The following is an 18035-nucleotide window of genomic DNA, read 5'->3' as shown; positions in this document are numbered from 1 at the left end:
CAATCATGTCACAAAAACGCCTTTACCTTCTCGACGCATATGCACTAATCTTTCGCGGCTATTTTGCTTTTATAAAAAACCCAAGAATCAATTCTAAAGGGATGGATACATCGGCCATTATGGGATTTATGAATGCCTTGATGGATGTTATCAAACGTGAAAAACCCGATCATTTAGCAGTAGCTTTTGATAAAGGCGGTAGCGATTATCGCTATGAAATGTACCAAGAATATAAAGCGCATCGTGATGAAACTCCAGAAGCCATTAAAATTGCAGTTCCATATATTCAAGAATTATTGAAAGCTATGCATATTCCAATTATGGAAAAAGCAGGTTTTGAAGCTGATGATTTAATTGGAACTTTGGCTAAACAAGCCGAAAAAGAAGGTTTCAAAGTATATATGGTTACGCCTGATAAGGATTTTGCACAATTGGTTTCCGAAAATATTTTTATGTACAAACCTGCGAGAATGGGTAACGACATTGAAATTTGGGGAATTCCAGAAGTCTTAGAAAAATTTGAAATCGAACGACCTGAACAAGTAATCGATTTCTTAGGAATGATGGGCGATGCAGCCGATAATATTCCGGGATTACCTGGCGTAGGAGAAAAAACAGCGAAGAAATTTTTGAAAGAATATGGTTCGATGGAAAATCTTTTGGCCAATACACACGAACTGAAAGGCGCCATCAAAGATAAAATTGAAGCCAATGCCGAATTGGGAATATTATCAAAAAAACTAGCCACTATCCTACTCGATTGTCCTGTTGAATTTAACGCCGATGATTTCGAACTTTCTAAACCTGATGTTGAAAAAACCGATGCTTTATTTCAAGAATTAGAATTCCGTCAGATGAAAGCGCAGTTTGACAAATATTTTGGAACTGGAAAAGAATATGATGAAATTGACACGAATGGAAATTCAACTGAGACGAGTGCAAGTCAAACTACATTAAAAAAACAAATTACAAAGAAATCCAATGAAGATCAATTTGATTTATTCGGATTTTCTGATGAGGAAAGTGGTGAAGTAAAAACCAATTCCAATTATGCAACATTAGAAAACACCAATCATAATTATACGATAATTCAAGGTGAATTAGGTACAAAATTGTTTTTGCAAAATTTATTAAATCAAACTTCGGTTTGTTTTGACACAGAAACAACTGGAATTGATGCCTTGAATGCTGAATTGGTTGGAATGTCATTTTCGTTTGAAAAAGGAAAGGCATTTTACGTTCCGTTTCCTGAAAATCAGGAAGAAGCTCAAGTTTTAGTAGATAAATTCAAACCGTTTTTTGAAAGTGAAAGCATCGAAAAAATTGGTCAAAATATAAAATACGATTTGAAAATTCTTTCTAATTATGGAGTTCAAATCAAAGGAAAATTATTCGATACGATGATTGCGCATTACTTAATCAATCCAGATATGCGTCATAATATGGATGTTTTAAGTGAAACTTATTTGAAATATTCGCCAAAATCAATTGAAGATTTAATTGGTAAAAAAGGTAAGAATCAAAAATCAATGCGCGATGTTGCTTTGGAAGAAATCAAAGAATACGCTGCCGAAGATGCTGATATTACCTATCAATTAAAACAAAATTTCAGTCCGATTTTAGATAAAGCCGAAACTAAAAAATTATTTGACGAAATTGAAATTCCTTTAATTCCTGTTTTAGCTTCAATGGAATTGGAAGGCATTAATCTTGACGTTCCATTCCTGAAAGAAATGTCGGTTGAAATGGCAAAAGAAAGTTCAGAATTGGAACAAAAAATATATGAAACTGCTGGCGAGAAATTCAATTTGGCTTCACCAAAACAATTGGGCGACGTTTTATTTGATAAAATGAAAATTGGCGGAGCAAAACAAAAGAAAACCAAAACTGGTCAATACGCTACTGGCGAAGAAATTTTAAGTTATTTGGCGAATGACAATCCAATTGTGAAAGATATTTTGGACTGGCGTCAAATGGTGAAATTGCAAAGTACTTATATTGATGCTTTACCCAATCAAGTAGACAAAAAAACTGGTCGCGTTCACACAGATTATATGCAAACGGTTGCAGCAACTGGTCGTTTGAGTTCGAATAATCCAAACTTGCAGAATATTCCAATTCGTACAGAAAGAGGACGATTGATTAGAAAAGCATTTATAGCTCGTGATGAAAATTACACCTTAGTTTCTGCCGATTATTCGCAAATAGAACTTCGTATTATCGCAGCACTTTCTGGTGAAGAGAATATGATTAAAGCCTTTCAAAACAATGAAGATATTCACAGAAGTACAGCTGCAAAAGTATTCAATGTTCCGTTAGAAGAAGTTACAAAAGAACAACGTAGCAATGCCAAAACGGTGAATTTCGGAATTATTTATGGTGTTTCAGCCTTCGGACTTTCTAACCAAACATCGCTTTCACGTAAAGAAAGTGCTGAGTTGATTGATGCTTATTATGCAACGTATCCAAAACTGAAATCTTACATGAGCAATCAAGTTGATTTTGCAAGAGAAAATGGTTATGTTCAAACGGTTTTAGGAAGAAGACGTTATTTAAAAGACATTAATTCTGCCAATATGATGGTGAAAAGTGGCGCGGAACGAAATGCAGTAAATGCACCAATTCAAGGTTCGGCAGCCGATATTATCAAAATTGCGATGATTAATATTCACAAGAAACTAACTTCGGAGAATTGGAAATCGAAAATGTTACTTCAGGTTCATGACGAACTTGTATTTGACGTTCACAACTCTGAATTAGAAAAAATCAAACCTATGATCAAACACGAAATGGAAAACGCCTTCAAAATGGATGTTCCGTTAGATGTTGAAATTGGTGTTGGGAAAAATTGGTTGGAAGCGCATTGATTTTTACATATTTTATGAAAATTATAATTAAATTATTTACAAAAAACTTATTTTTAGTTCTACTTTCACCAATAATTTTTTTTTAATGTATTTTCTTTTTGATAAAAATACAGTTGCAAATTGGGGAGTGAATAAAACAGTTGGCTGGGCTTGGGATATTACAGATTTTATTTTCATCTATTTTCCACTTTATATTTTGTTTTTGATAAGTTATGGAATTTTGTTTGCTTTTAAGATAAAAACACATTTGACAATTTCGATAATTCACATATTGTTAATAACGATTCCAATTCTTACATTTAGTAATTATAACTATAATTACATTTATGTAACTTTTTATTCAATTGTATTAAGCGTTGTTTTTTTTATTACAAACATTATAATTTCATTAAAAAACAGAAAGTATGATTTTGGAAGAAGAAATAATCAATTTCATTGAAAAAGAATTTTGGGAATCAAATCTAAATTCTAATTCAGATATTTTTGAAGAAACAGGATTTAGCGGCGACGATTGTGATGACCTTATGACTACTTATCAAAAGAAGTATCAAGTTGACATGTCGGAATATCTTTGGTATTTTCATCATGAAGAAGAAGGCAGTTGGAACAGTTTTGGTGGTTCTTTTTGTAAAAGCCCAAATGAAAGAGTTACAAGAATTCCAATTACACCAAAAATGTTGACCGAATTCGCAAATTCTAAGAAATGGACTATTGATTATCCTGAACATAAATTATCAAAATATCGATATGATATATTAATCAATTGGGTTCTAATAATTTCTATTATCGTAATTATCATTCTTGTTAAAATATAAAAATTATCCTTTCCTTTAAATTTATCTATCTTTGTCGAAATTTATTTGAATGTCAATACTTTCGCTTTCAGAAAAAACCATAAAAACCATAAAATCAATAACTAATAGTACCTATTTAGATATTATTGGATTGATTATAGTTATCACAGCTTCGATTGCTTTAGGTTATCATAACACCGAATACAAATTTACTTTTCAAGGCAAAAACTATGTTTTCTTATTGGGTTATGTTTCCATTGTCAATACTGGATTGTCTATGATTGGTAATCGTTTGGTTACTAAAAAGAATAATATTGGAAACTTTCTTGCTACTTGCAATACATTTTTGAGTGGTTCAATTGATTATTTACTTGGAAATGTTGGTGCGATTTTAACTTATCCAGTAACTTTTATTGGAAATTATTTGGTTTTCAAAGCTTGGAAAAAAAGCACCGTTTTGCGTTCTATTGACTTTATATTTTACCGCAATTTAGTTCTTGGTTTTGTATTCTCTTTGGTTCTTAATTATATTGCTTTCAAATATCTTTCTGAAAAACCAATTGATTGGAGATTGTTTTTTGCTATAGCAATTCCTGCAGGAATAACTTTTGGTGCTACTTTCAATACCGCCAGAATGTATCCTGACAACTGGTTTATGTGGCAGTTTTACAACATCACCAAATTAGTTCAAAACATATTGCAAATGAATATAGCCAATACTGCTAAATATGTTTTTTATCTTTTTAATGCAATTATTGGTTATATCACTTGGGATGATGATAAGAAAAGAGCATTAAAATAAAAATCGATAAGTAGCTTTTATCAAAAAAATGTTCTCAGGTTTTCTTCCTAATATTTGCGAATCTAAGCTTCTAAACAAATCATCATTTGGATTTCCTAAACCTGTTGTTCCTTGTGACCAAACTAAGAAAATCTCAGAACCTGGAATATATTCCCATCGAACAACCAAATTAGAACGAAATTGCACATAAGCAAAATCAGGATTTCCAATTCTATAATCTACTGAACCATTGGCGTCTTCATCAATTGAATAAGTATCATTTGAAGCATCAAATGCTATTTGATTACTATCAAAAATCGAAATTCTATCACCATAATATTTAGCAATTGGATTGGTTACTCTATTGAAATCTTTATATTTTCCTCTTGAAATATAAGGCTCTCCATAATATTGAATAGTCAAATTCGGATTAATATTAAAATCCATTCTGATAGAAGCGCTCAAGGTTCTCTGATCAATATTAGCCATAATATATCTAGGAGTTGACCCAAAACTCGTTTCGGTTACATATTGAGTTTTGCTTTTATTTATTGTATAACCCGGATACAAAGAAACCGTAAAGGCATTTATGGGTTGATACGTAATTCCAGTAGTAAATTCGGTGTAAGAAAACGAATTATCTTTTCCTTGAGAAGCTACAATTCCAGAATCAAAACGCAATTTTTTTCTTGAATCAGTTGAAAAATTTAAAACATTTATAACTTCTTCAGAATATCTAAATCTTGGTCCGCCTTGCAAAATAGTATTAGTAAATATTTTTGGCTTGTGCGTAAACTGATAATAAATTGCCCAATTGCTCTTAAAATTAGCATTTGAACTTATAGAATATTGTGTTCTGTTGTGATTTCCATCAAAATCATATGACGTAAATTGTTCGAAACGAGCGTTAATTCTTCTAAAATTTCCAATTGGTTTTAAGGTTTGATAACTCAAAATTCCGATTTGTCTCAAATCATCTGCTTGTCTTAAAAAACCAACATCGTTTAATTCTAATTCAGGTGAACGCCAAGTGAAAATTCCGTAATAACGCCAATTCCCAACGCTATTTTTTCCTAATTCAAACTTTCCTCCAGTTCCAGTCAATGAAGTTCTATTAGGGTCAACTTCCACATGACTAGCATCAACTCTTTGAAATAAATGTGTTAACTCTTGCTGTGTATTTGCAATAGCTTCTTTACTACCTGTTACATGACTTGTTACTATGTTTCCACTAAAATAATATTTTCTATTTTTCCAATTATGCATAAAGTCAAAACCAGCCGTGTAGGCAGATTTTCTAAGATAATTCAATTCATCACCTTGAAGATTTCTGTTGGTTGCCGTGAAAATTCCACCAATAAAACTTTTTCTGTTATTGAAATCTTTCTGCGCACGAGTAACAATATAATTAGTAAGTGGTTCTACAAGCGCTTCTCTTTTATTGGTATTGTCATCAATTTTGGCAAACTCTTTGTCGGTTAAACTTTCTAAAATACCAATAGACCAGCCGTTTTTAGTTTTCCCACTAAACTTTGCCGCACCAAGAATTGTACTATTATTTGGAACATCAACAAATTCTCCATTAGATGTATTTGGATATCCTTGTGGACTTCTTCCAATTCTTCTAGAATAAAACAAATTGTCTTGTCCGTCGGCAAATTGGTAATTAAAAATATTTTTATTTTCAACAAAAAATGGTCTTCGCTCTTGAAAAAATATTTGAAACCCATCCAAAGCAATCGCAGCAGGATCGGCATCAACCTGACCAAAATCGGGATTGATGGTTAAATCTAAAGTCAAGTCATTGGTTAATCCGATTTTGGCATCTAAACCTCCATTAATTTTGGCGTCAGAACCATCGCGAAAAGGATTTCCTGGTTCTTTCTCATACGTTTCTAATTGTGTTACAACAAAAGGTTGAATTTCAAGTTGCTTTTGCGGTTGAATATCTACCAAACCTCTTAATTCTCCAAACTCACTTACCCAACCTGGCGCGTCACGTTTTACACGTTGCCAAACAGAACGTTCTTCGGCACGAAAATAACGTCTCGTTGATTGTAATCCCCAAACTTGCTCTTTATTATTTCCAAATTTTAATTGGCTGAAAGGTATTTTTACTTCGGCTGTCCAACCTTCATCATCAACATTGGTTTTTACATACCAAATTGGGTTCCAACTTCCATCCCAATTGTTTCCGTTGTCTGAAATAAATTCGTCGCCTTTCACTCCAGATGCCGATATTGTAAAGGAAAAACCTGTTCGTTTGTCGTTATAACTATCGATATTTATTTCAACCCAATCACCTTCAAAACCATCACGACGTGACAATCGCTTTACGATTCCTTTCGGGTCTTTGTCGTAACATTTATACGCAAAATACAAGTAGTTTTTGTCGTAAACCACCTTAAATTTCGTTTGTTCTGATGGAGGTGTGTTTTCGTCTGGTTCATTTTCAATGTAGTCACCGGTCCAATCTACAATATCCCAACTTTTTTCATCGATAATTCCGTCAATAGTTGGAGCTTCGTTTTCATTTAGGAATTTTGTTGTGTACACTTTCTTAGTTACACTATCATTCTCTTGAGCATAAGAACTACAAAAGAATAAAGCACCAAAAAGCAGTGGTAAAAGTTTGTGTAAGTGCATGATTGTTCGTTTTTTGATTGATGATTATATAAATAGACATCGAATTTTAACAATTGTTACACTTATTTCAAACTTTAACAATTAGACATAAAAAAAACCATCACTTCAAATGATGGCTTTATAAATATAATTTAAAAACTATTTAATCTTCCTAGTCGATTCTCTTTGACGTAATTCCGTTTTTACAATTGTAGTTTTATGACTGTAATTTTCCTCTTTGCTTTCTAATTTTTCTATTAGCATTTTTGTAGCCACTTCACCAATTTCTGGACCATGCTGACTTACAGTTGACAAACTTGGCGTTAATCTTCTAGACCAAACACCATCAGCAAAACCAATAATAGAAAGTTCATCTGGAATTTTCAATCCTTTCTTAATTCCCATTTTCATTGCCATTACAGAGGCATGTTCATCTAATGCAAAAACTGCATCCACTTTATTTTTATCAAAGAAATTTGCCGATTTAGTATCAAAATCTTCCGCAGTTTCAGTTAAAATAACTAAGTTTTCATTGATTTTAATTCCGTTATCTTCTAATGCTTTATAAAAACCTTTAGCGCGCAATTTTCCAACACTCAAATTATCAATAGACGAGAACAATGCAATTTTCTTGCATCCTGTTTTAATCAAATGTTCCGTAGCATTTACCGCTGAATCTAAATCATCAACGATAACTTTATCACAATTTACTTCGTCAGCAATTCTGTCAAACATCACAATTGGCGTACCTTCGTTGATTATCGATTTAAAATGACCAAATTGTTGCAATTTTTGAGCTTCTTCCGAAATGGATAAAATAAATCCATCAATAGTTCCATTACTCAACATCTCTAAAGCGCTAATTTCTTTTTCTATCGATTCGTTAGAAATACATGTAATAACTTTATAACCTTTCTCATCGGCAACTTTTTCAATTCCGGTAAAAACCTTTGCAAAAAACTGATTTAGAATATTCGGAATAATTACACCAATCGTTTTGGTAGAACGATTTTTAAGATTCAACCCAATAACATTTGGTTTATAATTTTTCAATTTCGCATATTCTTGAACACGAATTTTGGTTGGTTCACTAATTTCCGGACTATCATTCAACGCCTTAGATACTGTCGAAACAGATACTCCTAGTTCCTTAGCAATTTGTTTTAAAGTGGCTTTCGATTTCATCTTACATATATATAAGGTGTAAATTTATGAAAATTATGGATAGTAGCGAATGGTTTGCGCATTTTTGTAATCCATATTCCTGCTTTCCTCCCAAAACTTTGCAAAAAAGCAAAGGTTTTTCCTTCCAATCAGGGCTAATTAGCCATCAATTTGGATACTATAAATCGTTATAATTCAAAATAATAATTAAAAATCAAAATCCTTTTTGCATATATAATAAATAATTGTACTTTTGCACTCCCTTAATTGGGAATGGAATGTTTAATTAAAATAATATTATGGACGCATTAAGCTACAAAACAGTTTCTGCCAACAAAGCCACAGCTGAAAAACAGTGGATTGTTGTAGACGCTGAAGGTCATAACTTAGGTCGTTTTGCTTCAAAAGTCGCGATGCTTTTAAGAGGTAAATACAAGCCAAGTTATTCACCACACGTTGACTGTGGAGATAACGTAATTGTTATCAACGCAGAGAAAATTAATTTAACTGGAAACAAGTTAGATGACAAAACGTACATCAGACACACAGGTTATCCAGGAGGACAAAGAAGTTTAACTGCTAAAGTAATGCAACAAAAAAACCCTGCATTATTAGTAGAAAAAGCTGTAAAAGGAATGTTGCCTAAAAACAAATTAGGAGCACAATTATTCCGTAATTTAGATGTAAATGTTGGTACTGAGCACAAACATGGCGCTCAACAACCAAAAACCGTTAACCTTAACGACTTAAAGTAATGGGAGTTATTCACAAAATCGGTAGAAGAAAATGTGCAGTTGCACGTGTTTATGTTACTGAAGGTACAGGTAAAATCACTGTAAACAAAAAAGAATTTGCAACTTACTTCCCAACAGCTACTTTACAGTACAAAGTATTACAACCAATGTCTATGACAGAAAATGTAAACAACTTTGACGTAAAAGTAAATGTTTACGGTGGTGGTTCAACAGGACAAGCAGAAGCTGTAAGAATGGCTTTAGCAAGAGTAATGTGTGAAGTTGGCGAAGGAAACAGAGCTATCTTAAAACCAGAAGGATTACTTACAAGAGATCCAAGAATGGTAGAACGTAAAAAATTCGGTCAGAAAAAAGCGAGAAAGAGATTCCAATTCTCGAAACGTTAATATTCGATATTTATCAGAATATTTTTTCAGATACATTTTTACAATTAAAATTGAATTTAAAACAAAGTTGTCGATATTCCTTATAAAAAGGGAATTAGTTTAGCATCTAAATTTTCAAGACATACCGAAAGTGACTACTTGAAAATTGCTATAACACGGAACGTAAACTATTACACAATGGCAAACAAAATTGACGTTAAAGAATTATTAGAAGCAGGTGTTCACTTCGGACACATGACTCGTAAATGGGATCCAAACATGGCTCCTTACATTTATATGGAGCGTAATGGTATTCATATCATTAACCTATATAAAACTGCTGCAAAAATTGAAGAAGCTGGTGAAGCTATGAAAAAAATTGCAGCATCTGGTAGAAAAATACTTTTCGTAGCTACCAAAAAACAAGCAAAAGATATCGTTTCAGAAAAAGCATTAGCTTGTAACATGCCTTACATCACAGAAAGATGGCCTGGTGGTATGTTAACAAACTTCGTTACTATCCGTAAAGCTGTTAAAAAAATGGCAACAATCGATAGAATGAAAAAAGACGGAACATTCATGACGCTTTCTAAAAAAGAAAGACTTCAAGTTGATCGTCTTCGTGCGAAATTAGAGAAAAACTTAGGTTCTATCGCTGACATGTCTAGATTACCTGCTGCACTTTTCGTAGTAGATATCAAAGCTGAACACATCGCAATAAAAGAAGCACAAAAATTAAACATTCCAGTTTTCGCAATGGTAGATACAAACTCTGACCCACGTGAGGTAGATTATGTTATCCCTGCAAATGATGATGCTTCTAAATCAATTGACAAAATTTTAACTTTAGTTACTGACGCAGTTAAAGACGGATTAGCAAACAGAACTTCTGATAAAGAAGCTGATGATGCTACTGAAGTAGAAACTGTTGAAGAAGTTGCTGCTCCAGAAGCTGCTGTTGTTGAAACTGCTGCTCCAGAAGTAGAAGCTACTGAAACAAGTACTGAAGAATAAAACACAGAAAATTCCAAAATATAAATTCCAAATTCCAAGAAATTATCAATTATTTGATGATTTATTAAAATTGGAATTTGGGATTTGTAAATTGGAATTTCTTTTTTTACACAAATTATTTTTAATCTTAAAATAAAAACAAAATGGCAACAATTACTGCTGCAGACGTAAATAAATTAAGAACAATCACAGGTGCAGGTATGATGGACTGCAAAAAAGCATTAGTAGAAGCTGATGGAGATTTTGATTTAGCAATCGAAAACCTTAGAAAAAAAGGTCAAAAAGTGGCTGCTAACAGATCTGACAGAGAATCTACTGAAGGAGCTGCTATTGCAGTTGTTAACGCTGACAAAACTTCTGGTGTTGTTATCACATTAAATTGCGAAACTGACTTCGTTGGAAAAAATGAAGGTTTCGTAAAATTAGCTACTGAATTAGCTAATCAAGCATTAAACTATGATACTAAAGAAGCATTTTTAGCTTCAGATTTTAATGGTATTACAGTTGCTGACAAATTAATTGAGCAAACTGGTGTTATTGGAGAAAAAATTGAAATCGCTTCTTTCGAAAGATTAAGTGGTGCTTTCGTTGGTTCATACATTCACGCTGGAAACAAAATTGCTGTTTTAACTGCATTATCTGCTAACGTTGAAGGCGCTGAAGAAGCTGCAAGAAACGTAGCAATGCAAGCTGCTGCAATGAATCCAATTGCTTTAGATGAAGCTGGTGTTGATGCATCAATCATTGAAAAAGAAATTGAAATCGCTAAAGATCAATTACGTCAAGAAGGAAAACCAGAAGCTATGTTAGACAATATCGCTAAAGGTAAAATCCAACGTTTCTACAAAGACAACACTTTAGTGAACCAAGATTATATTAAAGACGGTTCTATGAGCGTTGCTTCTTACATTAAATCTGTTGACGGTGGTTTAACTGTTACAGGTTTCAGAAGAGTTGCTTTAGGATAAATATAAAGTACGATTTACGAAGTACGAAGTACAAAGTAATTCAAACAATATAAACCTCGGTTCTTAATTGAATCGAGGTTTTTTTATTATGTTTCATTGCATTTACTAAAACTATAGTTTCAATTGAAAAAAAATAGTTATCAATTAGTACTATTGTAAAAGCAGTACAAAAAATATAGAATGAATATTTAAAATTTAAAGTTTAAGTCTTTAACATTATAAATGCTTTTACAAATAACAAACTTGCAGTTGATAAAATAGTTTGCGCAGTCCATAATTTTATATTTGAAGTTGCAACAATATTAAAAGATGTTGCAAGAATATTAATCTTTATTAATTACTTTAAACTCTAAGCCGCTAACTTGACGGTATTGAGGGCTTGTTGCACCATAAATACTTTTAACATATTGTTTTACTTCTTTGGCAGTTTGTACTAAGCCCGATAATGGATTATACAATGTTTGATTTCTATCTATCATTGCATTGCTATATGATGTATAGGAATTAATAAGACTTGTATTCTTACTTTGTAAATCTGTAAGTTTTGATTGTAATGAGGTAACTTGCAATTCTACTTCATTTGGTGCATAAAGAGTATTTTGCACTAAAACTTGAATAAGATTAGCGAAATGATCAATCAAACGGTCGTAAGATTGTTGAGAAGTAGAAATACTATTTGCTGGAGTAGACGCCTCTGGAGTTGCTGAAGCAACAGGAACTGCTTTTTTGGTTGTGCCTTGCAATTTTTTATTTACTGTTTTTGCATTTGCAATAGCCGAACTGTCTACACCTGATACCGAAAAAGCATTAATGATTTTAGTAGCCAAAGGTTTAAGATTAGAAAATGAATTTCTACGATCGTTTGTTGCTATATCAAAAGCTGTCTTTTGAGTTTTAGCAGTGTCTAATTTGTTTTGAGCTAATTGATATAAAGATTGTAACTCAATAATTTTTAAACTACTTTTAGTAGGATTGTAAACCGAACCATAACCTTGACAAAAGGAAATTAAATCTTGAAAATTTGCAATGTTCTTTGCGTGACCTGTTTCTGATGTTGATGCCATAATATAAATATTTTAGTTACTATTAATATCGTAACGCACTGTTTTATATTCTATTATTGCTAAAATTTTAAAATTTTGTTAAACTTTTTACTTCAAAAAAAAAGAAGTAATGCCTTTTGTAGAGCATATTCTACAAATAAAAAAACAACAGAAAATATTCTATAATTTTTTTGGTAAATCTAAATATTTAGAATATATTCGTTTTATCATGTAAGAAAATAGAAACATAAAAATATAGCTTTTACTTAAAAAAACTCTGGTAAGAAAATCTCGAAAATTTAAACAGACAGAGTCAGATAGGTAAAGCTCACACTATAACAAAGGTGTGGGCTGTCCTGTTTTGTCTGTTGGGCGTTTCGAGATGCCTCTTACCTAAACAGTGCACGGTTCCACACCCTCTTTTTATAGGGCTTTCAAGAATAGTAAGACTATAACTTGAAAAGTATAGAAACTATAAAAAACAGCAAAAACCCCTAATCTGCTGCATTGTTGATTTTTTTAAAAAAAAGTCAAATCAATTATTATTTACTTATTAATTTTAAAAATTATGAATTATAAAAAGAAAATTATTTATTTTAAGCTATGTTTTTTCTTATTATTTAGCTCGTTGGGGTTTACACAGACCCAATCCATTGATGGTATAATACTTAAAAGGTCTTATGCTGACGAAACAAGAAATGTTGATGCTATTACAACTCCACCAGCTACGCTACCATCATGTATTGTTGGAGGTATAACAATAACTGCAACAGGCTCTTTATATTTAAATTATACGGCACAACAGAATACTTCAAGCAATTGCTTACCAAATGCAGTTTACACAGGAATAGGAGCTGCATCAAGCCCTTGGGATGGTATTGGTTTTATAACCTATACTTTTAGTTCGCCAGTAACAAGTGCACGAATATCTTACTCAATTGTTGATAGAAATTTAGATTTTGGTACAATATCAACAAATAGCTGCGGAACTATGCAGTTATCGAATCCATGTGGAGTTACGATAAATGGCAATATCATTACTGGCTCTGTTTCACAAATACCTGGTGGTGGTGCCTCTGGTAATGTAGGTATAACTGTTTCTTCTAATGAGCCGTTTACTTCTATAACATTTAACGATGATCCAGACTCTCTTACACTTATAAAACAAGGTAATCTATGCAATTTTATTTTAACCCCATATGTTTGTAATTTACCGACACCTATTTTAAATGCTACCACATTAAATTCAGTTTGCCCAAATACAACTAACGTTGATTTAAATAGTATTGCATCAAGTAATAATCCAAACATAGACTGTACAACATTAACTTGGCATACTAGTACACCTGCAACTAATTCTAATACATTAACATCGACAATTGTAGGTGCAGGGACCTATTTTGCTTCTTTTTATAATCTAGTTGGAAATTGTTACAGTCCAACTCAACCAGTAGTTGTTACAATTGATGGATGCACAACTGATATAAAAGTTCTAAAAACTATTAGTAACGCAACACCTAGTGTTGGCTCAAATGTTACGTTTGCAATCACTGTTACTAATGTTGGGCCAGGAAGCGCTACTAATGTAGTGGTTAACGATGTATTACCATCTGGTTATACCTTTGTTAGTGCAACACCATCTGTTGGTACTTGGAGTGCACCAAATTGGACAATTAGTAATTTGGCAAATGGAGCAAATGCTACTTTAAATATTGTAGCAACTGTAAAACCGACAGGTAGTTACACTAACACAGCAACTGTAACTGCAAATCAAACAGATCCTGTACCTAGTAACAATACCTCAAGTGTTACACCAAATATTATATATGCTGTTGCTGATAATTTTACTGCAACCACAATAAGTAGTTGTAATGGCGGAACAACAGCTTCTGTTCTAAGTAATGACATTATTAATGGTGTATTATTAACTTCTAACCAAGTTACAACATCTATTGTAAACAGTGGTGGATTGACTGGATTAACCATAAATAATCTAGGAATAATTAATGTACCTCAAGGAAATGCTATCGGAACTTATACTGTTACCTACAGAATATGTCAAACTGCATCAGGATTAACAACAAACTGCTCTCAAGCTACAGCAACTATAAAAATTGGAAATACTCCAATAATTGCTGTAAATAACAACTTTAGTAGTACTCCCATAAATACTCTAAGTGGTGGTCAAACAACTTCTGTATTGACCAATGACACAGTGAATGGAGTTGTTGCAACAAGTACTAATGTAGTTACCTCTTATGTTTCTGTAGCACCAACAATTGTACCTGCACCAACAATAAATTCGGCAGGGATTATTACAATACCAGCAGGAACAACAATAGGAACTTATACATTAGTTTATAAAATTGCTCAAGTAGGATGCTTAAATAATTTTACAACTGCAAGTGTTACAATTGTTGTAAATGAACAAACTATAATAACGCCACCATTGCAACCCGGAATTAGAGCAAATAGTATTGTATCGCTATCTGATACCCAAGCTGATGGGAAAATTATAATTGCAGGTTATTTTACTACTTACAATAATGTACCTTGTTATGGGATAGCTAGATTAAATCAAGATTTAACACTCGATACCAATTTTAATATTATTGGACCTTTGCCATTAAATCAATTAGCATTAGACTTAAAAGTTGTTAAAAATGCAGGACCAAATTTTGATAAAATTTTATTGGTAGGAAACTTCGATGGTTTTAATGGAGGAACTAATGGTAGAAGAATAATTAGACTAACAAAGGATGGTAATGTTGACACCACTTTTAATACTGGTGCATTAGCCCCTGGCACAACTTTAAGAGGTGTTTCTGGTAGTAACTCCCAAATTAGAACTTGTTATATTTACCCAGATAAAAATCCAAATGGGTCAACCAATATTAATGCTGGTAAAATTCTACTTGGAGGAATGTTTGATTATTATAATGGATATAATGCCAGAAAATTAGTAAGATTATCTGCAAATGGAGATTATGAATTTGGCAGTTTTAATACGAATATTAATACTGTAATAACAACCGCTTATGACCCATTAGCATTGCCTGGTTTAAGTTCAACACCTGATGCTATAGTGACATTATCTGATGGTAGTGTAGTATTGGGAGGTCATTTTACTTGGTATAGCGGTTATCCTAACATTGGCAGATTGATGAAGTTAAGCAATACTGGTGTTATAGATTTAACTTTTAAAAGCAATATTGGAACTGGTTTAAATTTTGTTTATGTAAACCCAAACCCTGGCAATACAGGTTCTCGAGGACCTGCTCCTCATGCTACCAAAATGTTTGTGCAGCCTGATGGCAAGATTATAATTGGTGGTGAGTTTACCCATTTTAACAACACTAGTTGCAACAACATTGTAAGAATAATGCCAACTGGAGCTATAGACGCAACATTTATAGTAGGTACAGGTTTTAAAAATGATATGCCTCACTTACAAACAGGCACATATGGTATGGTAAGAGATTTTGCTTATGAACCTGCAAATAATTCGGTTACACCTGTAATACCAGCAAAATTATATGTTGGTGGAGATTTCGATACTTATAAAGGTACCGCTGTGAAAACCATAATGAGAATTAATTTATCGAATGGGAATAATGACGGTCTGAATGTTGGTGCTGGACCAAACGGAACAATTTGGTCTTTAAAAAGACAGGGTGATGGTAAAATAATACTAGGTGGAGAATTTACTATGTTTGGCACAAGTAATGCTTTAAATATTACACGTATTGCTCAAACAGGTGCAGAAGCTAGAAATGCAAATTTAGAAAAAGAGTTTATTAGTGAGCCAGAAATTGACTTGTTTGCAGATAATGACATTACTGATGTATTAATTTACCCTAACCCAAGTAATGGTGTATTTAATGTTATTCTTAGTAACTTTGTTGAAAACAAAATAGATGTAAAAGTATATTCTTCTATTGGGCAAGTGGTGTATCAAAAAAACACCACAGCAAACGAACTAAAGTCTTTAGACTTGAGTGATTTACCAAAAGGAAATTATTTTATATCGTTTAGTGACGGTGTAAAAAGCACTCGAAAAATTATTGTAATTAAGTAAATAAAAATATGCTATGAAAAAAATATTTTTTATCCTTATGTTTCAGTTTGTGCCAGTTTTACTACTGGCACAAGCAGGAACTTTAGATACAAGTTTTGGAACAAATGGTAAATCATTAATATGCTTTAATTCAAACATAGTTCCCAATTCATCATTGCTTCTACCTGATGATAAAGTTTTAATAGGAGGAATGAAATATTCTGAAATCGGTTTTTTAGCAAGGATAAATTTTGATGGAAGTTTAGACACTACCTTTGCAAACAATGGTATTAAAGAGTTAACTTATGGTGGTTGGATTTATAGCATTGACAAACAAGCTGATGGCAAAATTATAATAGTTGGAAATATTCCAACTTTTGCAGGTGATCAAAATATTATTGTTTCAAGAATTGATTCTGACGGAAATTATGATACAAGTTTTGGCAATAATGGAATTGCAATAATTGATTTAGGTACACAACACGATTTTGCCTACGCTGTAAAAGTACAAGCAGATGGTAAAATACTTGTTGGAGGTTCTACTGGCAGTGTGAATGGTGGTTTTAGTATAATTAGACTTGACACCAATGGTAATTTAGATCCTACGTTTGGTGTCGGAGGCAAAGTAATGACCGTATTTTCTTCAGGAAACCAAAGTGAAATACGATGTGTAGAAATAGATGTAAATAACAAAATACTTGTTGGAGGAACAAGAGTAAATGGAACTCAAAATATTGCATTAGCAAGATACAATAATGACGGTAGTTTGGATAATACTTTTGGAATAGGAGGAAAAGTTGAAACAATTATATCAAATGGTGTGTCTGACAATTTTAGAAAACTCAAAATTCTTGAAGATGGTAAAATTCTTTTACTAGGATACACAAGCCTTAATGGACCGGTTAATCAATCTGGCTTAACAATGATAAGATATCTTTCTAATGGCAATCTTGACAGTTCCTTTGGTTCAAATGGAATATATAGCTATTTAGGATATGGTTGTGCTGATTTAGCAATACAAATTGATGGTAAAATTGTTGTTGGCAGCTCATTTGTTGACAATGGTGGAAGTAATATTAATTTTCTAACATTTAGATTTAACGATGATGGTTCTTTAGATACAAGTTTTAATTCCAATGGTATGTTAGTAACAAACATTAATTCTACTAATGAAGCATCAATAACAAGCGTTCAAATTCAATCTGACAACAAAATTGTTTGTTCTGGTTTTTCTCCAAACGAAGATTATTCTTTGGGATGTGCAGCTATAATTAGAATCAATGCAGGAACATTATCTACAGATACATTTGAAACAAATACTATGAAACTATTTCCTAATCCAACAACTGGCATAGTAAATATGGACAATAGTATTTATAACTATAAAAATGTTATTGTTTACAACTATCTAGGCCAAGAAATAAGTAAGTATGAACTGAATGCTTTAAATAATGAAGTGATTAATTTAAGTTCTTTATCAAATGGTGTTTACTTGTTGAAGTTTGTTAAAGATAGTGAAAGTATTGTGGTGAAGTTGGTGAAAGAGTAAATTTAAAAATAATTCAAACCTCGGTTCTTAATTGAATCGAGGTTTTTTATTTT

The 18035-nt window shown here is 32.3% G+C and carries 12 protein-coding genes; 9 read left to right on the top strand and 3 right to left on the bottom strand.

All coding sequences use genetic code 11. From position 1 onward, the window contains the following. Window positions 1-2 precede the first annotated feature (2 nt). The 3 genes from polA to ACYU7A_RS01425 all read left to right on the top strand — a co-directional run bounded on the left by polA (window position 3) and on the right by ACYU7A_RS01425 (window position 4463). Window positions 3-2867: a DNA polymerase I gene (gene polA, locus ACYU7A_RS01435; protein ID WP_460574030.1), complete on the top strand. Its 2865-nt coding sequence runs from the start codon at window positions 3-5 to the stop codon at window positions 2865-2867. Window positions 2868-3271: 404 nt separating this feature from the next. Continuing rightward, window positions 3272-3682, top strand: coding sequence for a DUF1493 family protein (locus tag ACYU7A_RS01430; RefSeq protein ID WP_460573694.1), 411 nt, complete (start codon window positions 3272-3274; stop codon window positions 3680-3682). A 49-nt stretch (window positions 3683-3731) separates the two neighbouring features. Beyond that, window positions 3732-4463 carry a nicotinamide mononucleotide transporter family protein gene (locus tag ACYU7A_RS01425; protein ID WP_460573692.1) on the top strand — a complete coding sequence of 244 codons (732 nt, stop codon included), beginning with the start codon at window positions 3732-3734 and terminating at the stop codon, window positions 4461-4463. Here the strand turns inward: ACYU7A_RS01425 and ACYU7A_RS01420 are convergent. After that, window positions 4455-7088 (bottom strand): DUF5916 domain-containing protein, encoded by a 2634-nt coding sequence (locus ACYU7A_RS01420; RefSeq protein WP_460573690.1) that lies wholly within the window; start codon window positions 7086-7088, stop codon window positions 4455-4457. The two genes, ACYU7A_RS01425 and ACYU7A_RS01420, sit on opposite strands and share 9 nt — an antisense overlap. A 138-nt stretch (window positions 7089-7226) precedes the next feature. Then, a complete protein-coding gene (locus ACYU7A_RS01415; protein ID WP_460573688.1) occupies window positions 7227-8252 on the bottom strand; it encodes a LacI family DNA-binding transcriptional regulator in 1026 nt (341 codons plus the stop codon). Window positions 8253-8530: 278 nt separating this feature from the next. Between ACYU7A_RS01415 and rplM the strand changes: the two genes are divergently transcribed. The 4 genes from rplM (at window position 8531) to tsf (ending at window position 11333) form a co-directional block, all read left to right on the top strand. Then, a complete protein-coding gene (gene rplM / locus ACYU7A_RS01410; RefSeq protein WP_298307779.1) occupies window positions 8531-8986 on the top strand; it encodes a 50S ribosomal protein L13 in 456 nt (151 codons plus the stop codon). After that, the gene (rpsI, locus tag ACYU7A_RS01405; RefSeq protein ID WP_298307776.1) at window positions 8986-9372 is read left to right on the top strand and encodes a 30S ribosomal protein S9; all 387 of its coding nucleotides are present in this window, start codon (window positions 8986-8988) and stop codon (window positions 9370-9372) included. The genes rplM and rpsI overlap by 1 nt, the downstream gene beginning before the upstream one ends. A 177-nt stretch (window positions 9373-9549) precedes the next feature. Next, window positions 9550-10365 (top strand): 30S ribosomal protein S2, encoded by an 816-nt coding sequence (rpsB, locus tag ACYU7A_RS01400; protein ID WP_396142952.1) that lies wholly within the window; start codon window positions 9550-9552, stop codon window positions 10363-10365. Window positions 10366-10508: 143 nt separating this feature from the next. Then, the gene (gene tsf, locus ACYU7A_RS01395) at window positions 10509-11333 is read left to right on the top strand and encodes a translation elongation factor Ts (RefSeq protein WP_460573684.1); all 825 of its coding nucleotides are present in this window, start codon (window positions 10509-10511) and stop codon (window positions 11331-11333) included. A 323-nt stretch (window positions 11334-11656) separates the two neighbouring features. Here tsf and ACYU7A_RS01390 read toward each other — a convergent pair whose 3' ends face one another. Next, the gene (locus ACYU7A_RS01390) at window positions 11657-12397 is read right to left on the bottom strand and encodes a hypothetical protein (RefSeq protein WP_460573682.1); all 741 of its coding nucleotides are present in this window, start codon (window positions 12395-12397) and stop codon (window positions 11657-11659) included. Between the two features lie 607 nt (window positions 12398-13004). Here ACYU7A_RS01390 and ACYU7A_RS01385 point away from each other — a divergent pair. Together ACYU7A_RS01385 and ACYU7A_RS01380 are read left to right on the top strand one after the other, a co-directional pair. Further along, window positions 13005-16454: a T9SS type A sorting domain-containing protein gene (locus ACYU7A_RS01385; protein ID WP_460573680.1), complete on the top strand. Its 3450-nt coding sequence runs from the start codon at window positions 13005-13007 to the stop codon at window positions 16452-16454. Window positions 16455-16467: 13 nt separating this feature from the next. Then, window positions 16468-17982 (top strand): T9SS type A sorting domain-containing protein, encoded by a 1515-nt coding sequence (locus ACYU7A_RS01380; protein ID WP_460573678.1) that lies wholly within the window; start codon window positions 16468-16470, stop codon window positions 17980-17982. Window positions 17983-18035 lie beyond the last annotated feature (53 nt).

It is taken from the genome of Flavobacterium koreense, from assembly GCF_054776075.1.
This window is presented reverse-complemented; position numbering and strand designations above follow the sequence as displayed.